Origin of the sequence: Micromonospora sp. CA-248260 (assembly GCF_050942205.1) — a bacterium.
Classification (GTDB): Bacteria; Actinomycetota; Actinomycetes; order Mycobacteriales; family Micromonosporaceae; genus Micromonospora; species Micromonospora antibiotica.
This window is the reverse complement of record NZ_CP192021.1, coordinates 4,982,646-5,000,742: the sequence shown is the minus strand read 5'-3', so window position 1 is coordinate 5,000,742 and position 18,097 is coordinate 4,982,646. Positions and strand designations below refer to the sequence as shown.

At 72.8% G+C, this 18,097-nt stretch carries 15 protein-coding genes and 1 pseudogene; 8 read left to right on the top strand and 8 right to left on the bottom strand.

Annotated features, from left to right (window positions below; all coding sequences use genetic code 11):
• Positions 1 to 84 precede the first annotated feature (84 nt).
• Positions 85 to 939 (top strand): annotated as a pseudogene (locus tag ACQP2H_RS21330) (helix-turn-helix domain-containing protein); the annotation flags it as partial.
• A gap of 123 nt (positions 940 to 1,062) precedes the next feature.
• On the opposite strand, the gene ACQP2H_RS21325 reads toward ACQP2H_RS21330, so the two are convergent.
• The gene (locus tag ACQP2H_RS21325; protein ID WP_357536886.1) at positions 1,063 to 1,824 is read right to left on the bottom strand and encodes an SDR family oxidoreductase; all 762 of its coding nucleotides are present in this window, start codon (positions 1,822 to 1,824) and stop codon (positions 1,063 to 1,065) included.
• A 511-nt stretch (positions 1,825 to 2,335) separates the two neighbouring features.
• Positions 2,336 to 2,629, bottom strand: coding sequence for an antibiotic biosynthesis monooxygenase family protein (locus ACQP2H_RS21320; protein ID WP_208569225.1), 294 nt, complete (start codon positions 2,627 to 2,629; stop codon positions 2,336 to 2,338).
• Positions 2,630 to 3,134: 505 nt separating this feature from the next.
• On the opposite strand from ACQP2H_RS21320, the gene ACQP2H_RS21315 reads away from it, so the two are divergent.
• Positions 3,135 to 4,133 carry a TerC family protein gene (locus ACQP2H_RS21315; protein WP_219463777.1) on the top strand — a complete coding sequence of 333 codons (999 nt, stop codon included), beginning with the start codon at positions 3,135 to 3,137 and terminating at the stop codon, positions 4,131 to 4,133.
• 64 nt (positions 4,134 to 4,197) lie between these two features.
• Here ACQP2H_RS21315 and ACQP2H_RS21310 read toward each other — a convergent pair whose 3' ends face one another.
• Together ACQP2H_RS21310 and ACQP2H_RS21305 are read right to left on the bottom strand one after the other, a co-directional pair.
• Positions 4,198 to 5,106 carry a C40 family peptidase gene (locus ACQP2H_RS21310; protein ID WP_219463775.1) on the bottom strand — a complete coding sequence of 303 codons (909 nt, stop codon included), beginning with the start codon at positions 5,104 to 5,106 and terminating at the stop codon, positions 4,198 to 4,200.
• 60 nt (positions 5,107 to 5,166) lie between these two features.
• Positions 5,167 to 6,264, bottom strand: a complete 1,098-nt coding sequence (locus tag ACQP2H_RS21305) for a mandelate racemase/muconate lactonizing enzyme family protein (protein WP_357536884.1) — start codon at positions 6,262 to 6,264, stop codon at positions 5,167 to 5,169.
• A 43-nt stretch (positions 6,265 to 6,307) separates the two neighbouring features.
• Between ACQP2H_RS21305 and ACQP2H_RS21300 the strand changes: the two genes are divergently transcribed.
• Positions 6,308 to 7,105: a tyrosine-protein phosphatase gene (locus ACQP2H_RS21300; RefSeq protein ID WP_433228606.1), complete on the top strand. Its 798-nt coding sequence runs from the start codon at positions 6,308 to 6,310 to the stop codon at positions 7,103 to 7,105.
• A gap of 64 nt (positions 7,106 to 7,169) precedes the next feature.
• On the opposite strand, the gene ACQP2H_RS21295 is transcribed toward ACQP2H_RS21300, so the two are convergent.
• The 3 genes from ACQP2H_RS21295 to ACQP2H_RS21285 all read right to left on the bottom strand — a co-directional run bounded on the left by ACQP2H_RS21295 (position 7,170) and on the right by ACQP2H_RS21285 (position 13,022).
• Entirely contained in the window at positions 7,170 to 8,027 is an 858-nt protein-coding gene (locus ACQP2H_RS21295) for a serine hydrolase (protein WP_433228604.1), read from the bottom strand.
• 300 nt (positions 8,028 to 8,327) lie between these two features.
• Positions 8,328 to 10,196: a translational GTPase TypA gene (gene typA, locus ACQP2H_RS21290; RefSeq protein WP_357013864.1), complete on the bottom strand. Its 1,869-nt coding sequence runs from the start codon at positions 10,194 to 10,196 to the stop codon at positions 8,328 to 8,330.
• 705 nt (positions 10,197 to 10,901) lie between these two features.
• Positions 10,902 to 13,022 carry an MMPL family transporter gene (locus tag ACQP2H_RS21285; protein WP_433228602.1) on the bottom strand — a complete coding sequence of 707 codons (2,121 nt, stop codon included), beginning with the start codon at positions 13,020 to 13,022 and terminating at the stop codon, positions 10,902 to 10,904.
• A gap of 145 nt (positions 13,023 to 13,167) precedes the next feature.
• Between ACQP2H_RS21285 and ACQP2H_RS21280 the strand changes: the two genes are divergently transcribed.
• The 3 genes from ACQP2H_RS21280 (at position 13,168) to ACQP2H_RS21270 (ending at position 16,398) form a co-directional block, all read left to right on the top strand.
• Complete coding sequence (locus tag ACQP2H_RS21280) at positions 13,168 to 13,683, top strand: MarR family winged helix-turn-helix transcriptional regulator (RefSeq protein ID WP_363818379.1); 516 nt, start codon at positions 13,168 to 13,170, stop codon at positions 13,681 to 13,683.
• Between the two features lie 5 nt (positions 13,684 to 13,688).
• Positions 13,689 to 15,350 (top strand): CocE/NonD family hydrolase, encoded by a 1,662-nt coding sequence (locus ACQP2H_RS21275; RefSeq protein ID WP_433228600.1) that lies wholly within the window; start codon positions 13,689 to 13,691, stop codon positions 15,348 to 15,350.
• Positions 15,351 to 15,540: 190 nt separating this feature from the next.
• Positions 15,541 to 16,398, top strand: coding sequence for a hypothetical protein (locus ACQP2H_RS21270; RefSeq protein ID WP_219463763.1), 858 nt, complete (start codon positions 15,541 to 15,543; stop codon positions 16,396 to 16,398).
• 77 nt (positions 16,399 to 16,475) lie between these two features.
• Here the strand turns inward: ACQP2H_RS21270 and ACQP2H_RS21265 are convergent, their stop codons facing one another.
• Positions 16,476 to 16,727 carry a flavin reductase gene (locus ACQP2H_RS21265; RefSeq protein ID WP_433228598.1) on the bottom strand — a complete coding sequence of 84 codons (252 nt, stop codon included), beginning with the start codon at positions 16,725 to 16,727 and terminating at the stop codon, positions 16,476 to 16,478.
• Positions 16,728 to 17,082: 355 nt separating this feature from the next.
• Between ACQP2H_RS21265 and ACQP2H_RS21260 the strand changes: the two genes are divergently transcribed.
• Entirely contained in the window at positions 17,083 to 17,883 is an 801-nt protein-coding gene (locus ACQP2H_RS21260; protein WP_357536872.1) for a helix-turn-helix domain-containing protein, read from the top strand.
• Positions 17,874 to 18,062, top strand: a complete 189-nt coding sequence (locus ACQP2H_RS21255) for a DUF397 domain-containing protein (protein WP_219463759.1) — start codon at positions 17,874 to 17,876, stop codon at positions 18,060 to 18,062. The genes ACQP2H_RS21260 and ACQP2H_RS21255 overlap by 10 nt, the downstream gene beginning before the upstream one ends.
• Positions 18,063 to 18,097: the final 35 nt, after the last annotated feature.

Below are 18,097 nucleotides of genomic sequence, written 5' to 3'. Positions count from 1 at the left end.
GGGCTCAGATTATTGTTGCGGTGAGCAAGCAAAGTGTTGCCCTGGGTGATGATCCTGCGTACCCTCCCTCGTGGGGAGGCCGGGATGCCATTGTCATCGAGTCCTGTCATTCGACGCGCGAGGCTCGGCGCCGAGCTGCGCCAGTTGCGCAGACGGGAGGCGCTGACGCTGGAACAGGTCTGTGCCCGGTTGGGGTGGGCCTCCACCTCCAAGTTGTCCCGCATCGAGCTGGGGCAGAGCCGGCCCGACCTGGCCGACGTACTCGATCTGCTGGACGTCTACGAGGTGCCGTCGCCGCAGCGCGAGGCACTGATCGTCATCGCCCGCGACGCGGCGACCGGGCGCGGCTGGTGGAAGGCGCTCGGCGAGATGAGCGAGCGGCAGCGCACCTACGCCGAGCTGGAGGCGGGGGCGGCGTCCATCGTGGAATACCAGCCGACGGTGCTGCCGGGCCTGCTCCAGGCGCCCGGCTACGCCCGGCTGCGGATCACCGCCGGTCGGCTGCTGCACCCGGACGTCGACGTCGAGGCCGATCTGCGGGCCCGGCTCACCCGGCAGGGGGTGTTGCGCCGCCCCGATCCGCCGCAGTACACCGCGTTGCTCGACGAGCGGGCCTGCGATCCGGCGGGTCTGCCCGCCGACGTGTGGCGTGAGCAGTTGGACCAGTTGCTGGCGTTGGCCGAGTTGCCGCACGTGACCATCCGGGTGGTGCCGAGGACGGGGGTCCCGCGTGGTGGCGCGTACCCGTTGACCGCCTTCTCGTGTTACTCGTTCCCCGACCCGGCCGACCCGCGCACGGTGATGCTGGAGGCGCTGACGACCGACGTGCGGCTGGCCTCCGACGCCGACGTCGGTCGCTACGACCGGATGACCGGCTGGCTCTCCGCCGCCGCGCTCAGCGCGGCGGAGACGGTGGAACTACTCGGTCGCAGGGCCGCCGGTCTCGCCGTCGGCCCACCCGCGGTCGCCGTCGGTGCGTCCGGCGGCGGGGGTGCCGCCCACCGTGGGGGAGAGCCGGGCGAAGCGGCCGACGGCCCCGGTACGCGGCCGGCCGGTCCGGGCTCACCCGTAGCGGTTGAAGCCACCCTCGGAGTCGATGACCTGGCCGGTGAGCCAGTCCGCCTCCCGTGAGCAGAGGAAGCGCACCAGCCGGGCCGCCTCCTGCGGGGTGCCCCAGCGCCCGCCCGGGAAGCGCGCGGCCACGGCGGCGTGTGCCTCCGGTGCGGCGTAACCGGTGTCGGTCGGCCCGGGGTTGAGGCAGTTGACGGTGATCCCCCGGGCCATCAGCAGCGGCGCGAGCTGCGTGGTGAGGTTCTCCAGGGCGGCCTTGCTGGCCGCGTAGGCCAACTCGTCGGGCATCGGGCCGAGTCGTTGGCCGCTGGAGAAGAACACCAGCCGGCCGCCGGCCCCGGCGGTGAAGGCGGTGGCGAACGCGTCGGCCAGCAGCAGACAGGCCCGGACGTTGACCAGCAGGTGCCGGTCGACCTGGGTGGCGTCCAGCTCCCCCAGCCGGGTGCTGGTGGAGTAGGCGTGCGCGGCCACCACGGCATCGAGCCGGCCGTGCCGGCGTACCGCCTCGGCGACCAGGGCCGCCGGGGTGCCCGGGTCGAGCAGGTCGGCGGTGATGTGTTCGGCGGAACCAGCCAGATCGGCCAGCAACGCCGGCACGCCGTCGGGGTCACCGCCGTAGGGCTGGGCGTCGTCGAAGTCGGGCAGGCCGGTGAGGAGCAGCCGGTGTCCGTCGGCGGCGAGGGTGCGGGCGACCGCCGCGCCGATGCCGACCCGTCGGCTCACCCCGGTCACCAGGAACACCCGTGCGGTCATGCGGGCCAGTCAACCGGAGCGGGCGCACCGGACGCCACGGATTAACACCACTGCGCCGTAACGGCCGCAACGGTCCACCGGCATAGTGGGGCACCGGCATGGTGGGGCGCCGGCATGGTGGGGCGCCGGCACGGTGGGGCACCGGCACGGTGGGTCGGCGCGCGACCACCGGGCCCGGCACCCCCGAACGTGTCGGGGCCGGTGGGCCGCGCGTGCGCCGCACGATAACCCGGAGGTACGACAGAACCGGCTCGAATCTGATCGACCAAGGTAAATTTCTCTACCCGCCGGGCCGCCCCGAACCGGGACCGCTCGACCGGCCACCCCGAACCGGCCACCCCGAACCGGCCACCCCGAACCGGCCACCCCGAACCGGCCACCCCGAACCGGCCACCCCGAACCGGCCACCCCGAACCGGCCGGCCCGCCGCCGGGTCGACCGCGAAACGACCTGTGGCCCGTGGGGTCGGATGGTGGGACCCGCCGGGCCGACCCGGAACGGCCGGCTCGGCTCAGGCCGGGACGTCGACGAAGTGCTCGACCCGGGGCGGTCCGGCGAAGTGTGGGCCGATCAGCGCCCGCCACCTGTCGAACGCCTCGGTGCCCCGGAAGTTCTCCTCGTGGGCCTGCACCGAGTCCCACTCGACCAGCAGCACGAAGCGGGAGGGGGACTCGATGCCCCGGGTCATCCGGACCGAGCGGCACCCTTCGGTGGCGATGATGATGGCGTGCGCCTCCGCGTAGGCGGCGGCGAAATCGTCCTCGTGTCCGGGCAGTACGTCGATGAGCGCGACCTCAAGCACCATGCTGACAGCCTGCCACGCCCTGCCGAGGCCCCACCGCAGTGGGGCCGAACCCGGCGCGGAGCAGGCGGACCGACTCCGCACCAGCCACACCTAGCCTCCTAGGAAGCCTTGCGGGGTGTGGCGTGGCGCCAGCCGACCCGATCGGCCCCCACCTGCGGCATCACCCCTCGACGGGCGCTGTGGGCGGTCTGCCGCAGCGGAGCGACCGGCGCGGCGACCGGTTTCGGAACGTGATGCTGCCGGCAATGCATGCCGCAGGAGATGCGCCCGTGGCCCTCGATGGTGAACAATGGCGGCCGAGGAGGGGAGTATTCCCTCGCGACGGAGTCGTCAGCACGGTCGAGCGTCACCCCCGACAATCGACCCGGCTCCGCCGGTCGGCGGCCCGTTCGCGGGTCACCGGCGGAAGAGACCTCCGTCAGTCACCAGTGTGTGCGTCGTCGCCCACCCCGCCGTCACGCGGCGTACGGTGTGCCCGACGCCGCGTGTCTGCCGGAGGAATGGATTGAACGTGTCCGGAATGGTGTGGGCGGGAACTCTCGTCGCACTGACGGCTGTGCTCCTCGTCGACCTCTTCATCATCGGTCGCCGGCCGCACGAGCCCAGCGTCCGCGAGTCGAGCCTCTGGGTCAGCTTCTACGTCGGCCTGGCGCTGCTCTTCGGGGCCGGGCTGTGGGTCACCGCGGGCGGCAACGTGGCCGGCCAGTTCTACACCGGTTGGCTGACCGAGTACAGCCTCTCGGTGGACAACCTCTTCGTCTTCGTGATCATCATGGCCCGCTTCGGGGTGCCCCGGAAATACCAGCAGAAGGTGCTGCTCGTCGGCATCGTGCTGGCCCTGGTCATGCGGGGTGGCTTCATCGCCGCCGGAGCGGCGCTGCTCGCCCAGTTCTCCTGGGTGTTCTACATCTTCGGCGCGTTCCTGATCTACACGGCGATCAACCTGGCCCGCCAGGGTGAGCCGGAGGAGGACGAGTTCAAGGAGAACGTGCTGATCCGGTGGAGCCGCAAGGCGCTGCCGATCTCACGGGACTACGACGGGGCGAAGCTCACCACCCACCAGGCCGGCCGGCGGTTGTTCACCCCGATGCTGGTGGTGATGATCGCGATCGGCACCACCGACCTGATCTTCGCGCTGGACTCGATCCCGGCGATCTTCGGGATCACCCAGGAGCCCTACCTGGTCTTCACCGCGAACGTCTTCGCGCTGATGGGTCTGCGACAGCTCTACTTCCTGGTCGGTGGGCTGCTCGACCGGCTGATCTACCTGAGCTACGGCCTGGCGGTGGTGCTCGGCTTCATCGGCGTCAAACTGGTGCTCGAGGCGCTGGCCGACAACAACCTGCCGTTCCTCAACGGTGGTGAGCCGATCGGCTGGGCCCCGCACATCCCGATCTGGTTGTCGTTGACCGTCATCCTCGGCTGCCTCGCCGTGGCGACGGTGGCGAGCCTGGTCAAGTCGTCCCGGGACCGCCGCCGCGAGCTGGTCGAGGCCCGCCGCTGACCGTCGTGACCACGATGGGCGTCACCGCACGTCGGTGACGCCCATCGCCGGTTCGAACCCCGGGTCAGACCCGGTGCGCGCCGACCAGGGTGGCGACCCGGTCGGGCGGCAGCGGCTCCGCCAGCACCCGCCGCTGCCGGTAGCAGGCGTGCAGCATCCGTGGTCCGCTGCCGTCGGTCACCAGGCCGACGTGGTGGACCCGGCGTCCGGGGCGGGCGAAGAAGTAGAGGTCGCCCGGGAGTTCCTCGCCGGCCGGCACCGGGGTGGTGGCCGCCGCCTGGTCGTCGGCATCGCGGGGCAGCGTCACGCCGAACCGCCGCCAGACCAGGTGGACCAGGCCGGAACAGTCGATCCCGTGCCCGGAGAGCCCACCCCAGACGTACGCGACGTCGCGCAGCCGGGCGGCGACGGTGAGCACCTCGTCGGCCGTCGGCGCGACGGTGGGCAGGTCGGTGACGTCCACCTCGGGCACCCACAGGGGATCGGGTCGACCGGGTGCCCGGACCGGTCGCCACCCGTCGACGGCGGGGCCCACGGGCAGGAGCCGGGTGCCGAGGACGACCCCGGGCAGGGTCACCGGGCCGTCCGGGGTGGCGCGCAGGCCGGTGCTGACGGCGTCGACGACCAACGGACCGGGCGGGTCCGCGTCGGGGGTGGCGGGGGTGAGTTGCGCGGTGGGCAGCCAGCCGGGATAGCCGCGCGGGTCACGTCGGGGGGCGGCCTGTTGCACCGCGACCACCTCGGCCCAGCCGCCGGGGCGCAGCGCGGTCACCAGGACCCGTTCACCGAGCAGCAGTTGGCTGAGCACGCAGTCGCCGACCCGTTGGGTGGCGTCCATCCCGGTGATCCAGCCGTCGGTGTCGGACGGCACCGACAGGGCCGGCCGGTCGACCGGGCGGGTCGCGCCGGGGTCGGTCCAGAGGGTGGCGACGGCCACCTGTACGAGGGCCTCGCAGCCCGGCTCCAACTCCACGTCGACCTCCGGCTCACGTGTCGGTGCCTCACCGGACGATAGGTAAGAAAAATGCGGTCATCAACTCTGGTGGTGAACTTTTGTTTCGGTCACCGAGGTGATCCCGAGCCCCGGGGCGTCCGGCAGCACCACCGTGGCGCCCTCGTACCGCAGCCCCCCGCGCACCGGTGACCGGGCCAGCCACCAGGCGGCGTCCAGGTCGGACACGGCACTGGTCGTGTACGCGGCGGCCAGGCTGGCCGCCGCCCCGACACCGACCTGGCTCTCCATCATGGACCCGACCAGGGTGCCCATGCCGTGCGCGCGGGCCAGTTCCAGCAGGGTCCGCGCCGGTCGCAGCCCACCGCACTTGGCGAGCTTGACGTTGACCAGGTCGGCGGCCCGCCGGCGGATCACCTCGACCAGGTCCCGCACCCCGAACACCGCCTCGTCGGCCAGGATCGGCACGCCCACCCGGTCGCCGACCCAGGCCATGCCGTCCAGGTCCCACCGGGCGACCGGCTGCTCGACCAGCTCCACGTCGAGCCCGGCGTCCTCGACGCCCCGGATCACCCGGACCGCCTCGCGCGGCGTCCAGCCCTGGTTGGCGTCCAACCGGATCCGCACCCCCGGGCCGACGGCCGCCCGGACCGCGCGGACCCGTGCCAGGTCGCCGGCCGCATCCGTGCCGACCTTCAGCTTGAGCACGTCGAAGCCCTCGCCCTGCCGTTGCCGGGCCGCCCTGGCCAGTTCCGCGCCGTCCCCGGCCGCCAGCGTGACGTCCGTCGGCACCCGCAGCGCCGTGCCGCCGAGCAACCGCACCAGTGGTACGCCGAGCCGCCGTGCCGCCAGGTCGTGCAGGGCCACGTCCAGCGCGCAGCGGGCCGCCTCGTTGCCGGCCACCGTCGCCGCCATCTCGGCGCAGCGGGCCAGCACGTCGTCGGCGTCCCGGCCGACCACCACCGGGGCGAGCACGTCCCGCACGCACGCCTCCGCGCCGGCCACCGAAGCCCCGGTGACCTGCCACACCTGCGGTGCCTCCCCGTAACCGGACCGACCGTCGTCGTCGGTCACCTCCACCACCAGGGTCCGCACCGTGGTGGTCCGGCGCAGCGCGGTGACGAACGGGGTGTGCAGCGGCGCGGACAGCCGGTGGGTGCGTACCGCGGCGATCGTCATGTGCGGCACCCTATACGCACCATGTCGCCGGAAGGGGAGGCCGATGAGCGTGCGGGACTGGGAGCTGGTGGGCGCACCGAACGCCCGTGACCTGGGCGGACTACCCACCACGGACGGGCGGCGGGTACGCGTGGGCCGGCTGATCCGGACCCCGGCGCTGGGGCGGTTGACCGAGGCCGACCTGACGGTGCTGGGCCGGCTCGCCCCGGCCTGCGTGGTGGACCTGCGCGACGACTCGGAGACCGCGCTCGCCCCGCCGAACCGGCTGGTCGGTGACCCCCGTCTGGTCCGGTTGCCGGTGCTCGACCCGGCGCACCCCGGGTTCACCTACCTCTCGGCGGTGCTGCACGGTCACGACCTCGCCGGGTACGACGAGCTGGCCCGGCGGGGTGCGGCGGCGGCGATGGCGGAGGTCTACCGCTGGTTCGTCAGCGCCGCGGTGGCCCGGGAGGGCTTCGCCCACGCGGTGCGGTTGGCGGCCGATCCGGCCCACCTGCCGTTGCTGTTCCACTGCTCGGCCGGCAAGGACCGCACCGGGTGGCTGGCGGTGGTGCTGCTCACCGCACTCGGCGTCGACGAGGCGACGGTGCGGGCCGACTACCTGCGGCACAACGACCTGACGGTGGAGTCGCGGGCGACCATGTCGGCGGCGATGCTGCGTCGCCGGCCGGAGCTGGACCCGGAGACGGCGCAGGCGGTGCTGGAGGTCCGCCCCGAGTACCTGGACGCGGGCTACGACGAGGTGCGCCGGGTGTTCGGGTCGTTCGACGCGTACCTGGTGGACGGGTTGGGGGTGACCACCGAGGTCCGCGCCGCCCTGCGGGCGCACCTGCTGGAGTGACACCGGGCTGGCCCGGGCCCAGCCGGGCCGGTCAGCCGATCGTGGCGGGCCGGGCCGTTGCGGGTCAGCCGGCCAGGTCGTGTCGGGCCGCCCAGGCCGTTGCCGAGATCTCCGCGACCAGTCGGCAGGCGTCGTCGAGGTCGTCGTCGGGGGAGGCGGCCAGGTCGGTGGTGGTGCAGACGGCGATCACGTACGCCGGGGCGTCGTCGGGCAGGACCACGCCGGCACCGTGCCGTACCCCGCGTACCCAGCCGTTCTTGTGGGCGATCCGGGTGCCGTCGGGCAGCCCGGCGGCGAGATCCTCCCGGTGCCGCTGGGCCAGCAGCACGTCCAGCATGGCGGCGCAGGCGGCCGGGGTGGCCAGCGGTCCGGGGTGTTCGGCACCGGTGGCCAGCCCGCCGAGCAGCGCCGCCAGGTCGGCCGGGGTGACCAGGTTGGTGATGCCGGCCTCCCGGGCGGCGGCGTCCTCGATGCCCCGACCGGTGACACTGTGCCGGGCCCCGGCGAGCTGCCACGCCTGGGCGACGGCGGGCAGCCCGACCCGGTCGATGATCAGGTTGGTGGCGAGGTTGCTGGACCGGGTGATCATCCGGTCGGCCAGCCAACGCGGGGTGGCCTGCCCGCCCAGCCGCTCCCAGACCGCGTCGTCGTTGTCGTAGTGCCGGGCGCAGGAGAACCGGGGCGCCCCCGGCTGGGCCGAGTCGAACTCGTCGACCACCGGCACCGGGACGTCCAGGTCGAGGGTGCCCGCCTCGGCGGCCCGGTGCAGCGCCAGCAGCACCGCGACCTTCATGGTGCTGGCCGCGTAGTGGGTGGCGTCGGGGGTACGGGTCCAGGTGGCCGGCGCGTCGAGCCGACCCAGGTACGCCGAAACGGTGCCGGGCACCCGGTCCAGCCGGGCGTCGAGGTCATCCCAGGTCATGCCGTGACGGTAACGGACCGCCTGCGGGCACGGGGGCCGCCGAAGCGAGGCGACCGGTGGGCACGGCCCCCGTCGTCCGGGCGGCCCGACGGTCGAGCCCGCCCACCCCGTCCGCCTTACTCCCGGGCGGCCCGACGGTCGAGCCCGCCCTACCCGCGCCATCCCGCCGCCGTACTCCGGGCGGCCGGTTCGGCCCCGGTCTCCCGTCCCGTCGGTCGGCTCCCGGTCGGGCAGGGCGGAGCCCCGGGCCGCGCGTGGCGGACCGGGGCTCCGGGGTGGTGCGGGGTGCTGTGGGGTGGTTCAGCCGGCGTGCTTGCGGCGGGCGGCCATCCGACCCCGCTGGGTCTGGTCCAGCACCACCTTGCGGATCCGGACGGCGACCGGGGTCACCTCGACGCACTCGTCCTCGCGGCAGAACTCCAGCGCCTGCTCCAGGGAGAGCTTGCGCGGGGGGATCAGCTTCTCGGTCTCGTCGGACGTCGAGGCCCGCATGTTGGTGAGCTTCTTCTCCTTGGTGATGTTGACGTCCATGTCGTCGGAGCGGGAGTTCTCCCCGACGATCATGCCCTCGTACACCTCGGTGGTCGGCTCGACGAAGAGCTGGCCGCGCTCCTGGAGGTTGATCATCGCGAACGGGGTGACGACGCCCGTCCGGTCGGCCACCAGCGACCCGTTGTTGCGGGTGCGCAGCTCACCGAACCACGGCTCGTACGACTCGAAGACGTGGTGCAGGATGCCGGTGCCCCGGGTGTCGGTGAGGAACTCGGTGCGGAAGCCGATCAGGCCCCGCGCCGGCACCAGCCACTCCATCCGGATCCAGCCGGTGCCGTGGTTGACCAGCTGCTCCATCCGGCCCTTGCGGGTGGCCAGGAGTTGGGTGATCGCGCCCAGGTACTCCTCCGGCGCGTCGATGGTCAGCCGCTCGACCGGCTCGCAGGTCTTGCCGTCGATCTCCTTGGTGACCACCTGCGGCTTGCCGACGGTCAGCTCGTAGGACTCCCGGCGCATCTGCTCGACCAGGATCGCCAGGGCCAGCTCGCCACGGCCCTGCACCTCCCAGGCGTCCGGCCGCTCGGTGGGCAGGATCCGCAGCGACACGTTGCCGACCAGCTCCTTGTCGAGCCGGTCCTTGACCATCCGGGCGGTGACCTTGGCGCCCTTGACCCGCCCGACCAGCGGCGAGGTGTTGGTGCCGATGGTCATCGAGATGGCCGGCTCGTCCACGGTGATCAGCGGCAGCGGGATCGGGTTCTCCGCGTCGGCCAGGGTCTCACCGATCATGATCTCGGGGATGCCGGCGACGGCGATGATGTCGCCCGGCCCGGCCGAGTCGGCGGGCTTACGCTCCATGCCCTCGGTCATCAGCATCTCGGAGATGCGGACCCGTTGGGTGTTGCCGTCGGTACGGCACCAGGCCACCGTCTGGCCCTTGCTGATGGTGCCCTGACGCACCCGGCACAGCGCCAACCGACCGAGGAACGGCGAGGCGTCCAGGTTGGTGACGTGCGCCTGCAACGGGGCACCCTCGTCGTAGGAGGGCGGCGGGATGGTGTCGAGCAGGGTCCGGAACAGCGGCTCCAGGCTGGTGCTGTCGCCGGGCACCGAGCCGTCGGCGGGCTGGGTCAGCGAGGCGATGCCGTCGCGGGCGCAGGCGTAGACGATCGGGAAGTCGATCTGCTCCTCGTCGGCGTCCAGGTCGAGGAAGAGCTCGTAGGTGTCGTCCACGACCTCCTTGATCCGGGCGTCGGGCCGGTCCACCTTGTTGATCACCAGGATGATCGGCATCCGGGCCTTGAGCGCCTTGCGGAGCACGAACCGGGTCTGCGGCAGCGGGCCCTCACTGGCGTCGACCAGCAGCACCACCCCGTCGACCATGGTCAGGCCCCGCTCGACCTCACCGCCGAAGTCGGCGTGGCCGGGGGTGTCGATGATGTTGATGGTGACCGGGTCGGAGCCGTCCGCCGGCAGGTAGCGCACGCCGGTGTTCTTGGCCAGGATGGTGATGCCCTTTTCCCGTTCGAGATCCATCGAGTCCATGACGCGCTCGGTGTTCTCACCACGGGCCCCATAGGCGCCGGCCTGCCGCAACATGGCGTCGACCAGGGTCGTTTTGCCGTGGTCGACGTGGGCGATGATGGCGACATTGCGGAGGTCGGTGCGAAGCTGCATACCCTCCATACTCCTGTCTGCGGTTGCCGGGTCAGGTGTCGGGGTCACCCCCGACGCCGCCCGGAACTCGGCCGGAACTGCTGTTGCGGCCGTGCCAGCTGCGGGTCTGCCGCTCCCACCGGCATCCCGCCGGCCCCGGTGGGCCGGTCGGGCACCCGGTCGCGACGGTCACGGCGGACGAGGCCACAGTGATCGTCGGTGTCGGTGCCGGGGGGAGTCGACCCTGCTGGTCGGTCTCCTAGCGTACGCGGGCCCGGGAAGGCCCGTCTCGGCACTGCTCCCGCTGACCGGGCCGGCCGTGACCGGCACCACATCCCCGCACCTGCGCCCACCCGTCGCGCCGGCCGTGTTCGTCGCCCGTCGCCCGCGTTCGCCCACCCCCGCCGCTCGTGCCCGCGTCTGCTGTCCGCCGCGCCCCGGCCCGCCCGCGCCCGCCGCCCGTGTTCGCCCTCGAACAAGGTTGTAGTGGTGTTCGAAGCTGCGGAGGCAACTACAACCAGGATCGAGCGCGATCTTGCTCGCGCGCGCCCGGAGCGGGGACGGGAGGTGGTGCGAGGGGCCGGGAGCGAGGGCGCGGTGGGAGGTGGGGTGAGGGTCGGTAGCGAGGGAGCTGGGGTGGGAGGTGGCTGGAAATGAGGGGTGGGCGGAGGGTGGAGGTCGGTTCAGTCTCGTGGGGTGGTGGCGCCCGTGTCGGGGGCGGCTGGGTCAGGGGTGGGCGGCTGGCTCGGGGGTGACGGCCGAGTCGGGGGCGTCCCGTTGGATGCGGCCCGGCCACCAGAAGCGGTCGCCGAGCACGAACGCCAGGGCCGGCACCAGCACCGTGCGCACCAGTAGTGTGTCGAGCAGCACACCGAGGCACACGATGATCCCGATCTGGGTCAGCAGGATCAGCGGCAGCACGCCCAGGACGGCGAAGACCGCAGCGAGCAGGATGCCCGCGCTGGTGATCACCCCGCCGGTGACCCGCAGGGCGGACAGCATCCCGTCCCGGGTGCCGGTGAGACGGGCGTCCTCCCGGGCCCGGGTGACCAGGAAGATGTTGTAGTCCACGCCGAGGGCGACGAGGAACACGAAGGCCAGCAGGAGCACTCCGCTGTCCAGCGCGGGGAAGCCCAGCACGTGGTCGAAGAGCAGCCAGGCCGCGCCGAGGCTGGCGAAGAAGGACGCGATCACGGTGAGCACCAGCAGCAGCGGGGCGAGCAGGCCGCGCAGCAGCAGCACCAGCACGGCGAGGACGAGCACCAGGATGATCGGCAGGATCAGCCACAGGTCGCGGGTGTTGGCCTCGTCGGAGTCGTACGTCGCGGCGACGGTGCCCCCGACGAGCGCGCCGTCGGGCGGGTCGACGCCCTCGACGGCCGGTGGGGCGGAGTCGGGTACGGCGGCGACGGCGTCGCGCAGCGCCTCGACGGCCCGGTCGGACGCCGGGGTGCCCGGTTCGTCGGTCAGCACCACGTCGACCTGGGCCACGTTGCCGCCGGCCAGGCCGGGCCGGGCGGAGGCGACGCCGGGCACGGCGGCGGCGACCCGGGTGACCGCCGGGGCGGCGGCCGGGTTGGTGAGGACGGCCACCGGCTGGGTGGTGCCGGCGGGGAAGGCGCGGGCCAGGGTCTGGGCTCCGGCGACCGCCTCCGGCTCGACCCGGAACTGTTCGGTCTCGGACAGGCCGGTGCGGATGCCGAGGCCGCCGAGGGCGAGGCCGGCGAGCAGCAGGGTGGCGAGCGCGGCGACGGGCACCGGGCGGCGGACCACGGCCGCGCCGAGCCGGCCCCACAGCTTGCCCTCGCGGGCCGGGCCGCCGACCCTGGGCACGAACGGCCAGAACAGCCCCCGGCCGAAGATGACCAGCACGGCGGGGAGCACGAACAGCGCCGAGAGCATGGCGAACACGACCCCGGTGGCGCAGGCCACGGCGAGCGCCCGGTTGGTCTCCTGCTCGGAGAGCAGCAGGGTGAGCACGCCGAGCACGACGGTGCCGCCGCTGGCCAGGATCGGTTCGGCGGTACGGCGTACGGCGGCGCGCATGGCGGCGAACCGGTCCTCGTGGCGGCGCAGTTCCTCCCGGTAGCGGGCGATGAGCAGCAGGGCGTAGTCGGTGGCGGCGCCGAAGACCAGCACGCTGGCGATGCCGGTGACCGCGCCCTCCTGGAGGTTGATGCCGACGGCCGGGACGATGGTGTCGACGGCCCGCAGGGTGAGCTGTTCGGTGGCGGCGACGACGATCAGCGGCACGATCCACAGGAACGGGCTGCGGTAGGTGATCAGCAGCAGCAGGGCGACCACGCCGGCGGTGACCGCGAGCAGGGTGATGTCGGCGCCTTCGAAGACCTTGGTCAGGTCGGCGGTGAAGGCGGGTGCCCCGGTGACCGCGACGGTGATCCCGTCGGGGAGGCCGCCGACGGCGTCGCGTACCTGGGCCACCTCGTCGGCGACGGCCTGCTGGCCGCCGGCGGTGTCCAGCGGGACGGCGAGCAGCGCGACGGTGCCGTCCGGGGAGACCTGGGGTGGGCTGACCTGACCGCCGACGGCGAGCCGGCCCAGCGCGTCGGAGCGTCCGGTGACGGCGGCCCGGTCGGCGTCGGTCAGGGCCGCGCCGTCGTCCCGGCTGACCACGACGATGGCCGGTTGGACGTCGCGTTGCGGCAGCTGTTCCTGGAGGCGTTCCACCTGGGTCGACTGCCACTGCACGGACAGGCCGGTGGTCGAGACGGGGGCGGGGTTGTCGGGCTTGGGCAGCCCGAAGACGATCGCGCCGACGACGATCGCGGCGACCACGGTGAGCCAGGCGGCGAGCCGGCTGCGGGCGACGCGGGTGAACAGAGACATCGGAGGCCCTCTTGGTCGGTGGGGACGCCGGACGGAGAGATAGCCCGCCCTTCGAGTATCTTGATGGACGAGATTATCGGTAGCTGTTCTATGCTGCAACCGGGCGCATCGACAGGGGGCGACGGCGGGCGTGGCAGCGCACGAGATGTATCGGCGGCGGGACGATCCGCGCGGGCGGATGGTGGCCGACATCACCAACGACCTGCGGCGTTACTCGGTGGACGCGCAGCACATCGGGCACGCCTTCGCCGGCCTGCACGGGCTCAACCCGACCGACCTGCACGCCCTGATCGCCGTGATGGACGCCGAGCTGCTCGGCGACCCGATCACCCCCGGCCGGCTGGGTGAACAGCTGAATCTCTCCTCCGGGTCGGTGACCGCGCTGATCGACCGGCTGGAACGCGCCGGGCACATCCGCCGCGACCGCGACACCGCCGACCGGCGCAAGGTGTTCCTGCACTACGCCGACCGGGGGGCCGCCCTGGCGATGAGCTTCTTCGGCCCGCTCGGGCGGCGTACCGACGAGGTGATGGCCCGGTTCACCGACGACGAGCTGGCGGTCGTGCAGCGGTTCATGACCACCATGGTCGCCTCGATGCAGGAGCACCGCGACGCCATGCGGGCCGCCCGCGCCGAGCCGTCCCGCCGCCCGGTGGACTGACCGTCGTGCTGGACCGCTCGCTCGCCCGACTCGCCGCCGCCGCGCTGCGGCTGCCGGCCGCGCCCACCCACCGGGTCGACGTCACCCGGGGCGTCGTGGTCCGGGCCCGCGACGGGGCGCGGCTGCGCACCGACCACTACGCCCCCCGGCTGCCCGGTGCGCCGACCGTGCTGATCCGCACGCCGTACGGGCGGGGCGGGCCGATGCGGCTGCTCGGTCGGCTGGTCGCCGGTCGCGGTTTCCACCTGGTGATCCAGTCCTGCCGGGGCACCGACGGCTCCGACGGGCTGTTCGACCCGCTGGTGCACGAGCGCGACGACGGGCTCGACACCGTCGACTGGTTGCGTCGGCAACCCTGGTACACCGGCCGGTTCGGCATGTTCGGGGCCAGCTACCAGGGTTTCGTCCAGTGGGCGCTGGCCGCCGACGCGGGGGAGGAGCTGGCCGCGATGGTCGCCGTGGTCACCGCCTCGGCCACCCGCGACTCGACGTACGCGGGAGAATCCTTCGCCCTGGACACCGTGTTGACCTGGGCCGAGCTGCTCCAGGCGCAGACCGTACCGTGGCTGGCCCGGCAGTGGGAGCTCAAGCGCGGGCAGCCCCGGCTGGCCGCCGCCCTGGCCCACCTGCCGCTGGCCGAGGCCGACCGGGTCGCGACCGGGGTGACCGTGCCGTTCTTCCAGGAGTGGCTGCACCACCACACCCCGGACGCCGACTACTGGCGGACCCGGGTCTTCGGCGCGCGGATCGCCGAGGTGCGCGCCCCGGTGACGATGGTCAGCGGCTGGCAGGACATCTTCCTGCCAGCCCAGCTCGCCGACCACGCCGCGCTGCGGGCGGCGGGCGTGCCCACCCGGCTCACCGTCGGCCCGTGGACGCACGGCAGCCCCGGCCTGCTGGCGGAGTCGCTGCGGGAGGGGCTGGGCTGGCTCGACGCCCACCTGCACGGCCGACCCGCGCCGCCGCGCGCCCCGGTGCGGGTGCACGTCGGCGGGGACGGCGGGGGCTGGCGTGACCTCCCCGACTGGCCGCCGCCGGCCACCGCGACCCCGTGGCACCTGCACGCCGGGGGCCGGCTCGCCCCGCAGCCACCGGCCGAATCGGCCCCGGACACCATCCGGTACGACCCCGCCGACCCCACCCCGTCGCTGGGCGGTCCGCTGCTGGTCGCCCAGCGGGCCGGCCCGGTCGACAACCGTTCCGTCGAGGCCCGCCCCGACGTGCTGGTCTACACCAGTGCGGTGTTGACCGACCCGGTCGAGGTGGTCGGCCCGGTCCACGCGGAGATCCACGTCCGCAGCGAACTGTCGTACCTGGACGTCTTCGTGCGGCTCTGCGACGTGGACCGGCGCGGCCGGTCCTGGAACGTCGCCGACGGTCTGGTCCGGATGGCCCCCGGCCGGTTCCCGGTCGACCCGGACGGGGTGACCCGGGTGCCGGTGGCACTGTGGCCGGTGGCGCACCGCTTCGCCGTGGGGCACCGGCTGCGGGTGCAGGTCTCAGGCGGTGCCCATCCCCGCTACGCGCGCAATCCCGGCACCGGCGAACCACTCGGGACGGCCATCACGCTCCGCGCAGGGCTGCGGCAGATCCTGCATGATCCATCGCATCCGTCGCGGCTGGTGCTGCCCACGGTCCCAGTCAACTCCCAGCTTCGACCTATCTGAAGACAATCCCTCTGAACTGGGCTTTTCTGGCAACTGTGGATATCGTCTCTCGCAACGCCCGATGACGTGCACCAGCGGTCGGGTCCGCTCTCCCAGCGGGCACTGCCTACGCGGAGTAGCGACGTTTCCGGCCCTGGCCTGGTGCTGAAGCAGTCGGCGCCCTGGTTCCGACTGCGGAGAGGGGGACGTCATGACGACGGCTCCGGCCAATCTGCTGGCGGTCCGCCGGCTCCTGCTCGACACCATCAAGAGCCTCGACCCGGCGGCGGTGGGGATCGTCGGCGATCCGGCCCACCGGGGCGGCTACCACACCGGCTCGGACCGGGTGGTCGCCAACGACTACTCCGTGGTGGAGTCACCCCGGGACTCCGCCGGCCTCACCCTCTATGCCTCAGGGTTGGACGTGGGCACGTTCAGCGTGCGGTCCGGGGGCGCCACCCACGACCTGCGGACGTTCTCCGAGTGGTGTGTCGCCCAGTGCCGGGCGAACACGGCGGACAGCCGCGACCTGCGGGAGATCATCTATTCGCCCGACGGCAAGGTCGTGCGGCGCTGGGACCGGCTCGGCAAGCGCAGCTCCGGCGACGACTCGCACCTGTGGCACACCCACTTCAGTTTCTTCCGCGACTCGACCAAGGCCGGACGGGACCAGACCTCGCTGTTCCGGCGCTACCTGACCGGCATCGGACTACTGGAAGGACCCGACATGACACCCGAAGAGCACGCCTGGCTGGAGACCGTCCACAAGAACCTGACCGTCCTGGACGGCCGGAACCCGGTGGGTCAGATCTACACCCGGATGGCGATGGGTGAGGACCACACCAACCCCGACTTCGTCGTCCCGCACCCGAGCCTGAAGTCGCTCGGCGCGCAGGTGGCCTCGCTGCAGACCGCACTGACCGCGCTGGCCACCAAGGACTTCACCGACGAGCAAGCCATCATCACCGGCGTCCTGACCGGGCTCACCCCGGAGAAGATCGCCGCCGCCATCCCGCCCACCATCGCCAAGCAGGTCGCCGACGAGTTGGCCAAGCGGCTGGTCGCCTGACCCCCGACCCCGTGGGTACCCCGTCCGCCACGCCTCCTGTGACGGGGTACCCACGGTTGGCGACGGGCGGCCGGGGGTCACTCCCGTGCCCTGGCGCAGGTGAGGAAGCGGTCCGTCAACTCGTCGCGCCGGTCGGGGTGGAGCTGGGTGAGCTGCCGCTCGGCCTCGGTCATCAACGTGGCGAGATAGACGAGCAGGCCGGTCCGGTTGCCCCGGTACTCCACCAGCAGGCCCAGCCGGGCCGGCTGGCAGGGCCACTCCCCGCCGCAGTTGCGGCACCGCCAGAGCGGGCGCATGGCGACGTGGGGGATCACCCGACGGGCCGTCATCGGAGTCGCCACCCGGCGGCGCGGCTCCCCACCGTCGACGCCGGTCACCGGTGGGCCGCGCGCATCCGATGGGACGGCGTCCCGGCGCAGACCGGGTCGTCCGGGCCGGCAGCGACGTCGCGGGTTCTCCACCACCTGATCGGACCGGGCACGGCCTACCTCCTCGGAGACTGGAAGGGCCGCCCCCACGGGGGAGGGGGCGGCCCCGGCGGAGTCGGCCCGAGCCCTCGTCCGGCGTCGAGCAGGTCCGCATACGTGACAGTCTGCTCAGGTTGCCGTTACCGTCGGAAGGCATTCGCGTTGCACCGGAGCGGGCGTGCAGCGCCGACACCCTTCACGTACAGGAGTTGTGCAGATGGAACGTCTGCCCATGCTGGAACTGTTCGCCGGGGAGCTGCGCCGGCTGCGGACGAAGGCGGGACTGTCCCAGGAAGGGCTGGGTGACCTGGTCAACTACTCGGCCTCGCTGGTCGCCGCCGTCGAGCAGTGCCGTCGGCCGCCGCGCAAGGAGTTCGCCGAGCGCTGCGACACCGTGCTGGACACTGACGGCCTGCTGGCCCGGATCCGGGACGCCCAGATCCGGGAGAGCCTGCTGCCCTGGTTCCGCGAGTGGGTCACCATCGAGCAGGAGGCGACCGCACTCTGCTCGTTCCAGCAAACGGTCCTGCCCGGCCTGCTCCAGACCGAGGCATATGCCCGGGAACTCTTCGAGCGGGCCAGCCATTTCCTCGGTGACGACATCGAGCAGCAGGTCGCGGCGCGACTGGCCCGGCAGGAGATCCTGACCCGAGCTAACCCTCCGCTGTTCGTGGCGGTGCTCGACCACACCGTGCTGGAGCGCCCGGTCGGCGGGGCGAAGGTGATGCGGGAGCAGCTCCTGCACCTGCGGGACGTCGGCAGCCGGCCGAGGGTGCACCTGCACCTGGTGCCGAAGGGGACCGGGGCGTACCCCGGGCTGAACGGTGCCTTCGTGATCGCCACGCCGCCCGAGGGCGACGACATCGCCTACCTCGACAACCAGTTGCATGGATCGATCATCGAGCGGACGGCGGACGTACACTCGCTGCGACGGACCTGGGAATCGGTGCGCGCCGAGGCGTTACCCCACGGGGCCACCGTAAAGATGATCTCGGAGGCGGCAGATTCATGGACCTGACCGGCGCGATCTGGCACAAGAGCACCCGCAGCAGCGGCAACGGCGGTGACTGTGTGGAGGTGGCCGCCAACCTGCCCGGTGTCGTCGGCGTCCGCGACAGCAAGGATGAGGCGGGCCCGGTGCTCAGCTTCGCGCCGGCCGCCTGGCGGTCGTTCCTGGGCCTCGTCAAGCGGTCCTGACACCACCGCACCCCGCCCGGACGGCCGGTGGCGGC

What these genes read in the sequence shown, in the direction of transcription:
- ACQP2H_RS21325 (WP_357536886.1), bottom strand. Translation starts at nt 1,824, where the DNA reads ATGACCGCACGGGTGTTCCTGGTGACCGGGGTGAGCCGACGGGTCGGC.
- ACQP2H_RS21320 (WP_208569225.1), bottom strand. Translation starts at nt 2,629, where the DNA reads ATGGTGCTTGAGGTCGCGCTCATCGACGTACTGCCCGGACACGAGGAC.
- ACQP2H_RS21305 (WP_357536884.1), bottom strand. Translation starts at nt 6,264, where the DNA reads ATGACGATCGCCGCGGTACGCACCCACCGGCTGTCCGCGCCGCTGCAC.
- ACQP2H_RS21300 (WP_433228606.1), top strand. Translation starts at nt 6,308, where the DNA reads ATGAGCGTGCGGGACTGGGAGCTGGTGGGCGCACCGAACGCCCGTGAC.
- ACQP2H_RS21295 (WP_433228604.1), bottom strand. Translation starts at nt 8,027, where the DNA reads ATGACCTGGGATGACCTCGACGCCCGGCTGGACCGGGTGCCCGGCACC.
- typA (WP_357013864.1), bottom strand. Translation starts at nt 10,196, where the DNA reads ATGCAGCTTCGCACCGACCTCCGCAATGTCGCCATCATCGCCCACGTC.
- ACQP2H_RS21285 (WP_433228602.1), bottom strand. Translation starts at nt 13,022, where the DNA reads ATGTCTCTGTTCACCCGCGTCGCCCGCAGCCGGCTCGCCGCCTGGCTC.
- ACQP2H_RS21280 (WP_363818379.1), top strand. Translation starts at nt 13,168, where the DNA reads ATGTATCGGCGGCGGGACGATCCGCGCGGGCGGATGGTGGCCGACATC.
- ACQP2H_RS21270 (WP_219463763.1), top strand. Translation starts at nt 15,541, where the DNA reads ATGACGACGGCTCCGGCCAATCTGCTGGCGGTCCGCCGGCTCCTGCTC.
- ACQP2H_RS21265 (WP_433228598.1), bottom strand. Translation starts at nt 16,727, where the DNA reads ATGACGGCCCGTCGGGTGATCCCCCACGTCGCCATGCGCCCGCTCTGG.
- ACQP2H_RS21260 (WP_357536872.1), top strand. Translation starts at nt 17,083, where the DNA reads ATGGAACGTCTGCCCATGCTGGAACTGTTCGCCGGGGAGCTGCGCCGG.
- ACQP2H_RS21255 (WP_219463759.1), top strand. Translation starts at nt 17,874, where the DNA reads ATGGACCTGACCGGCGCGATCTGGCACAAGAGCACCCGCAGCAGCGGC.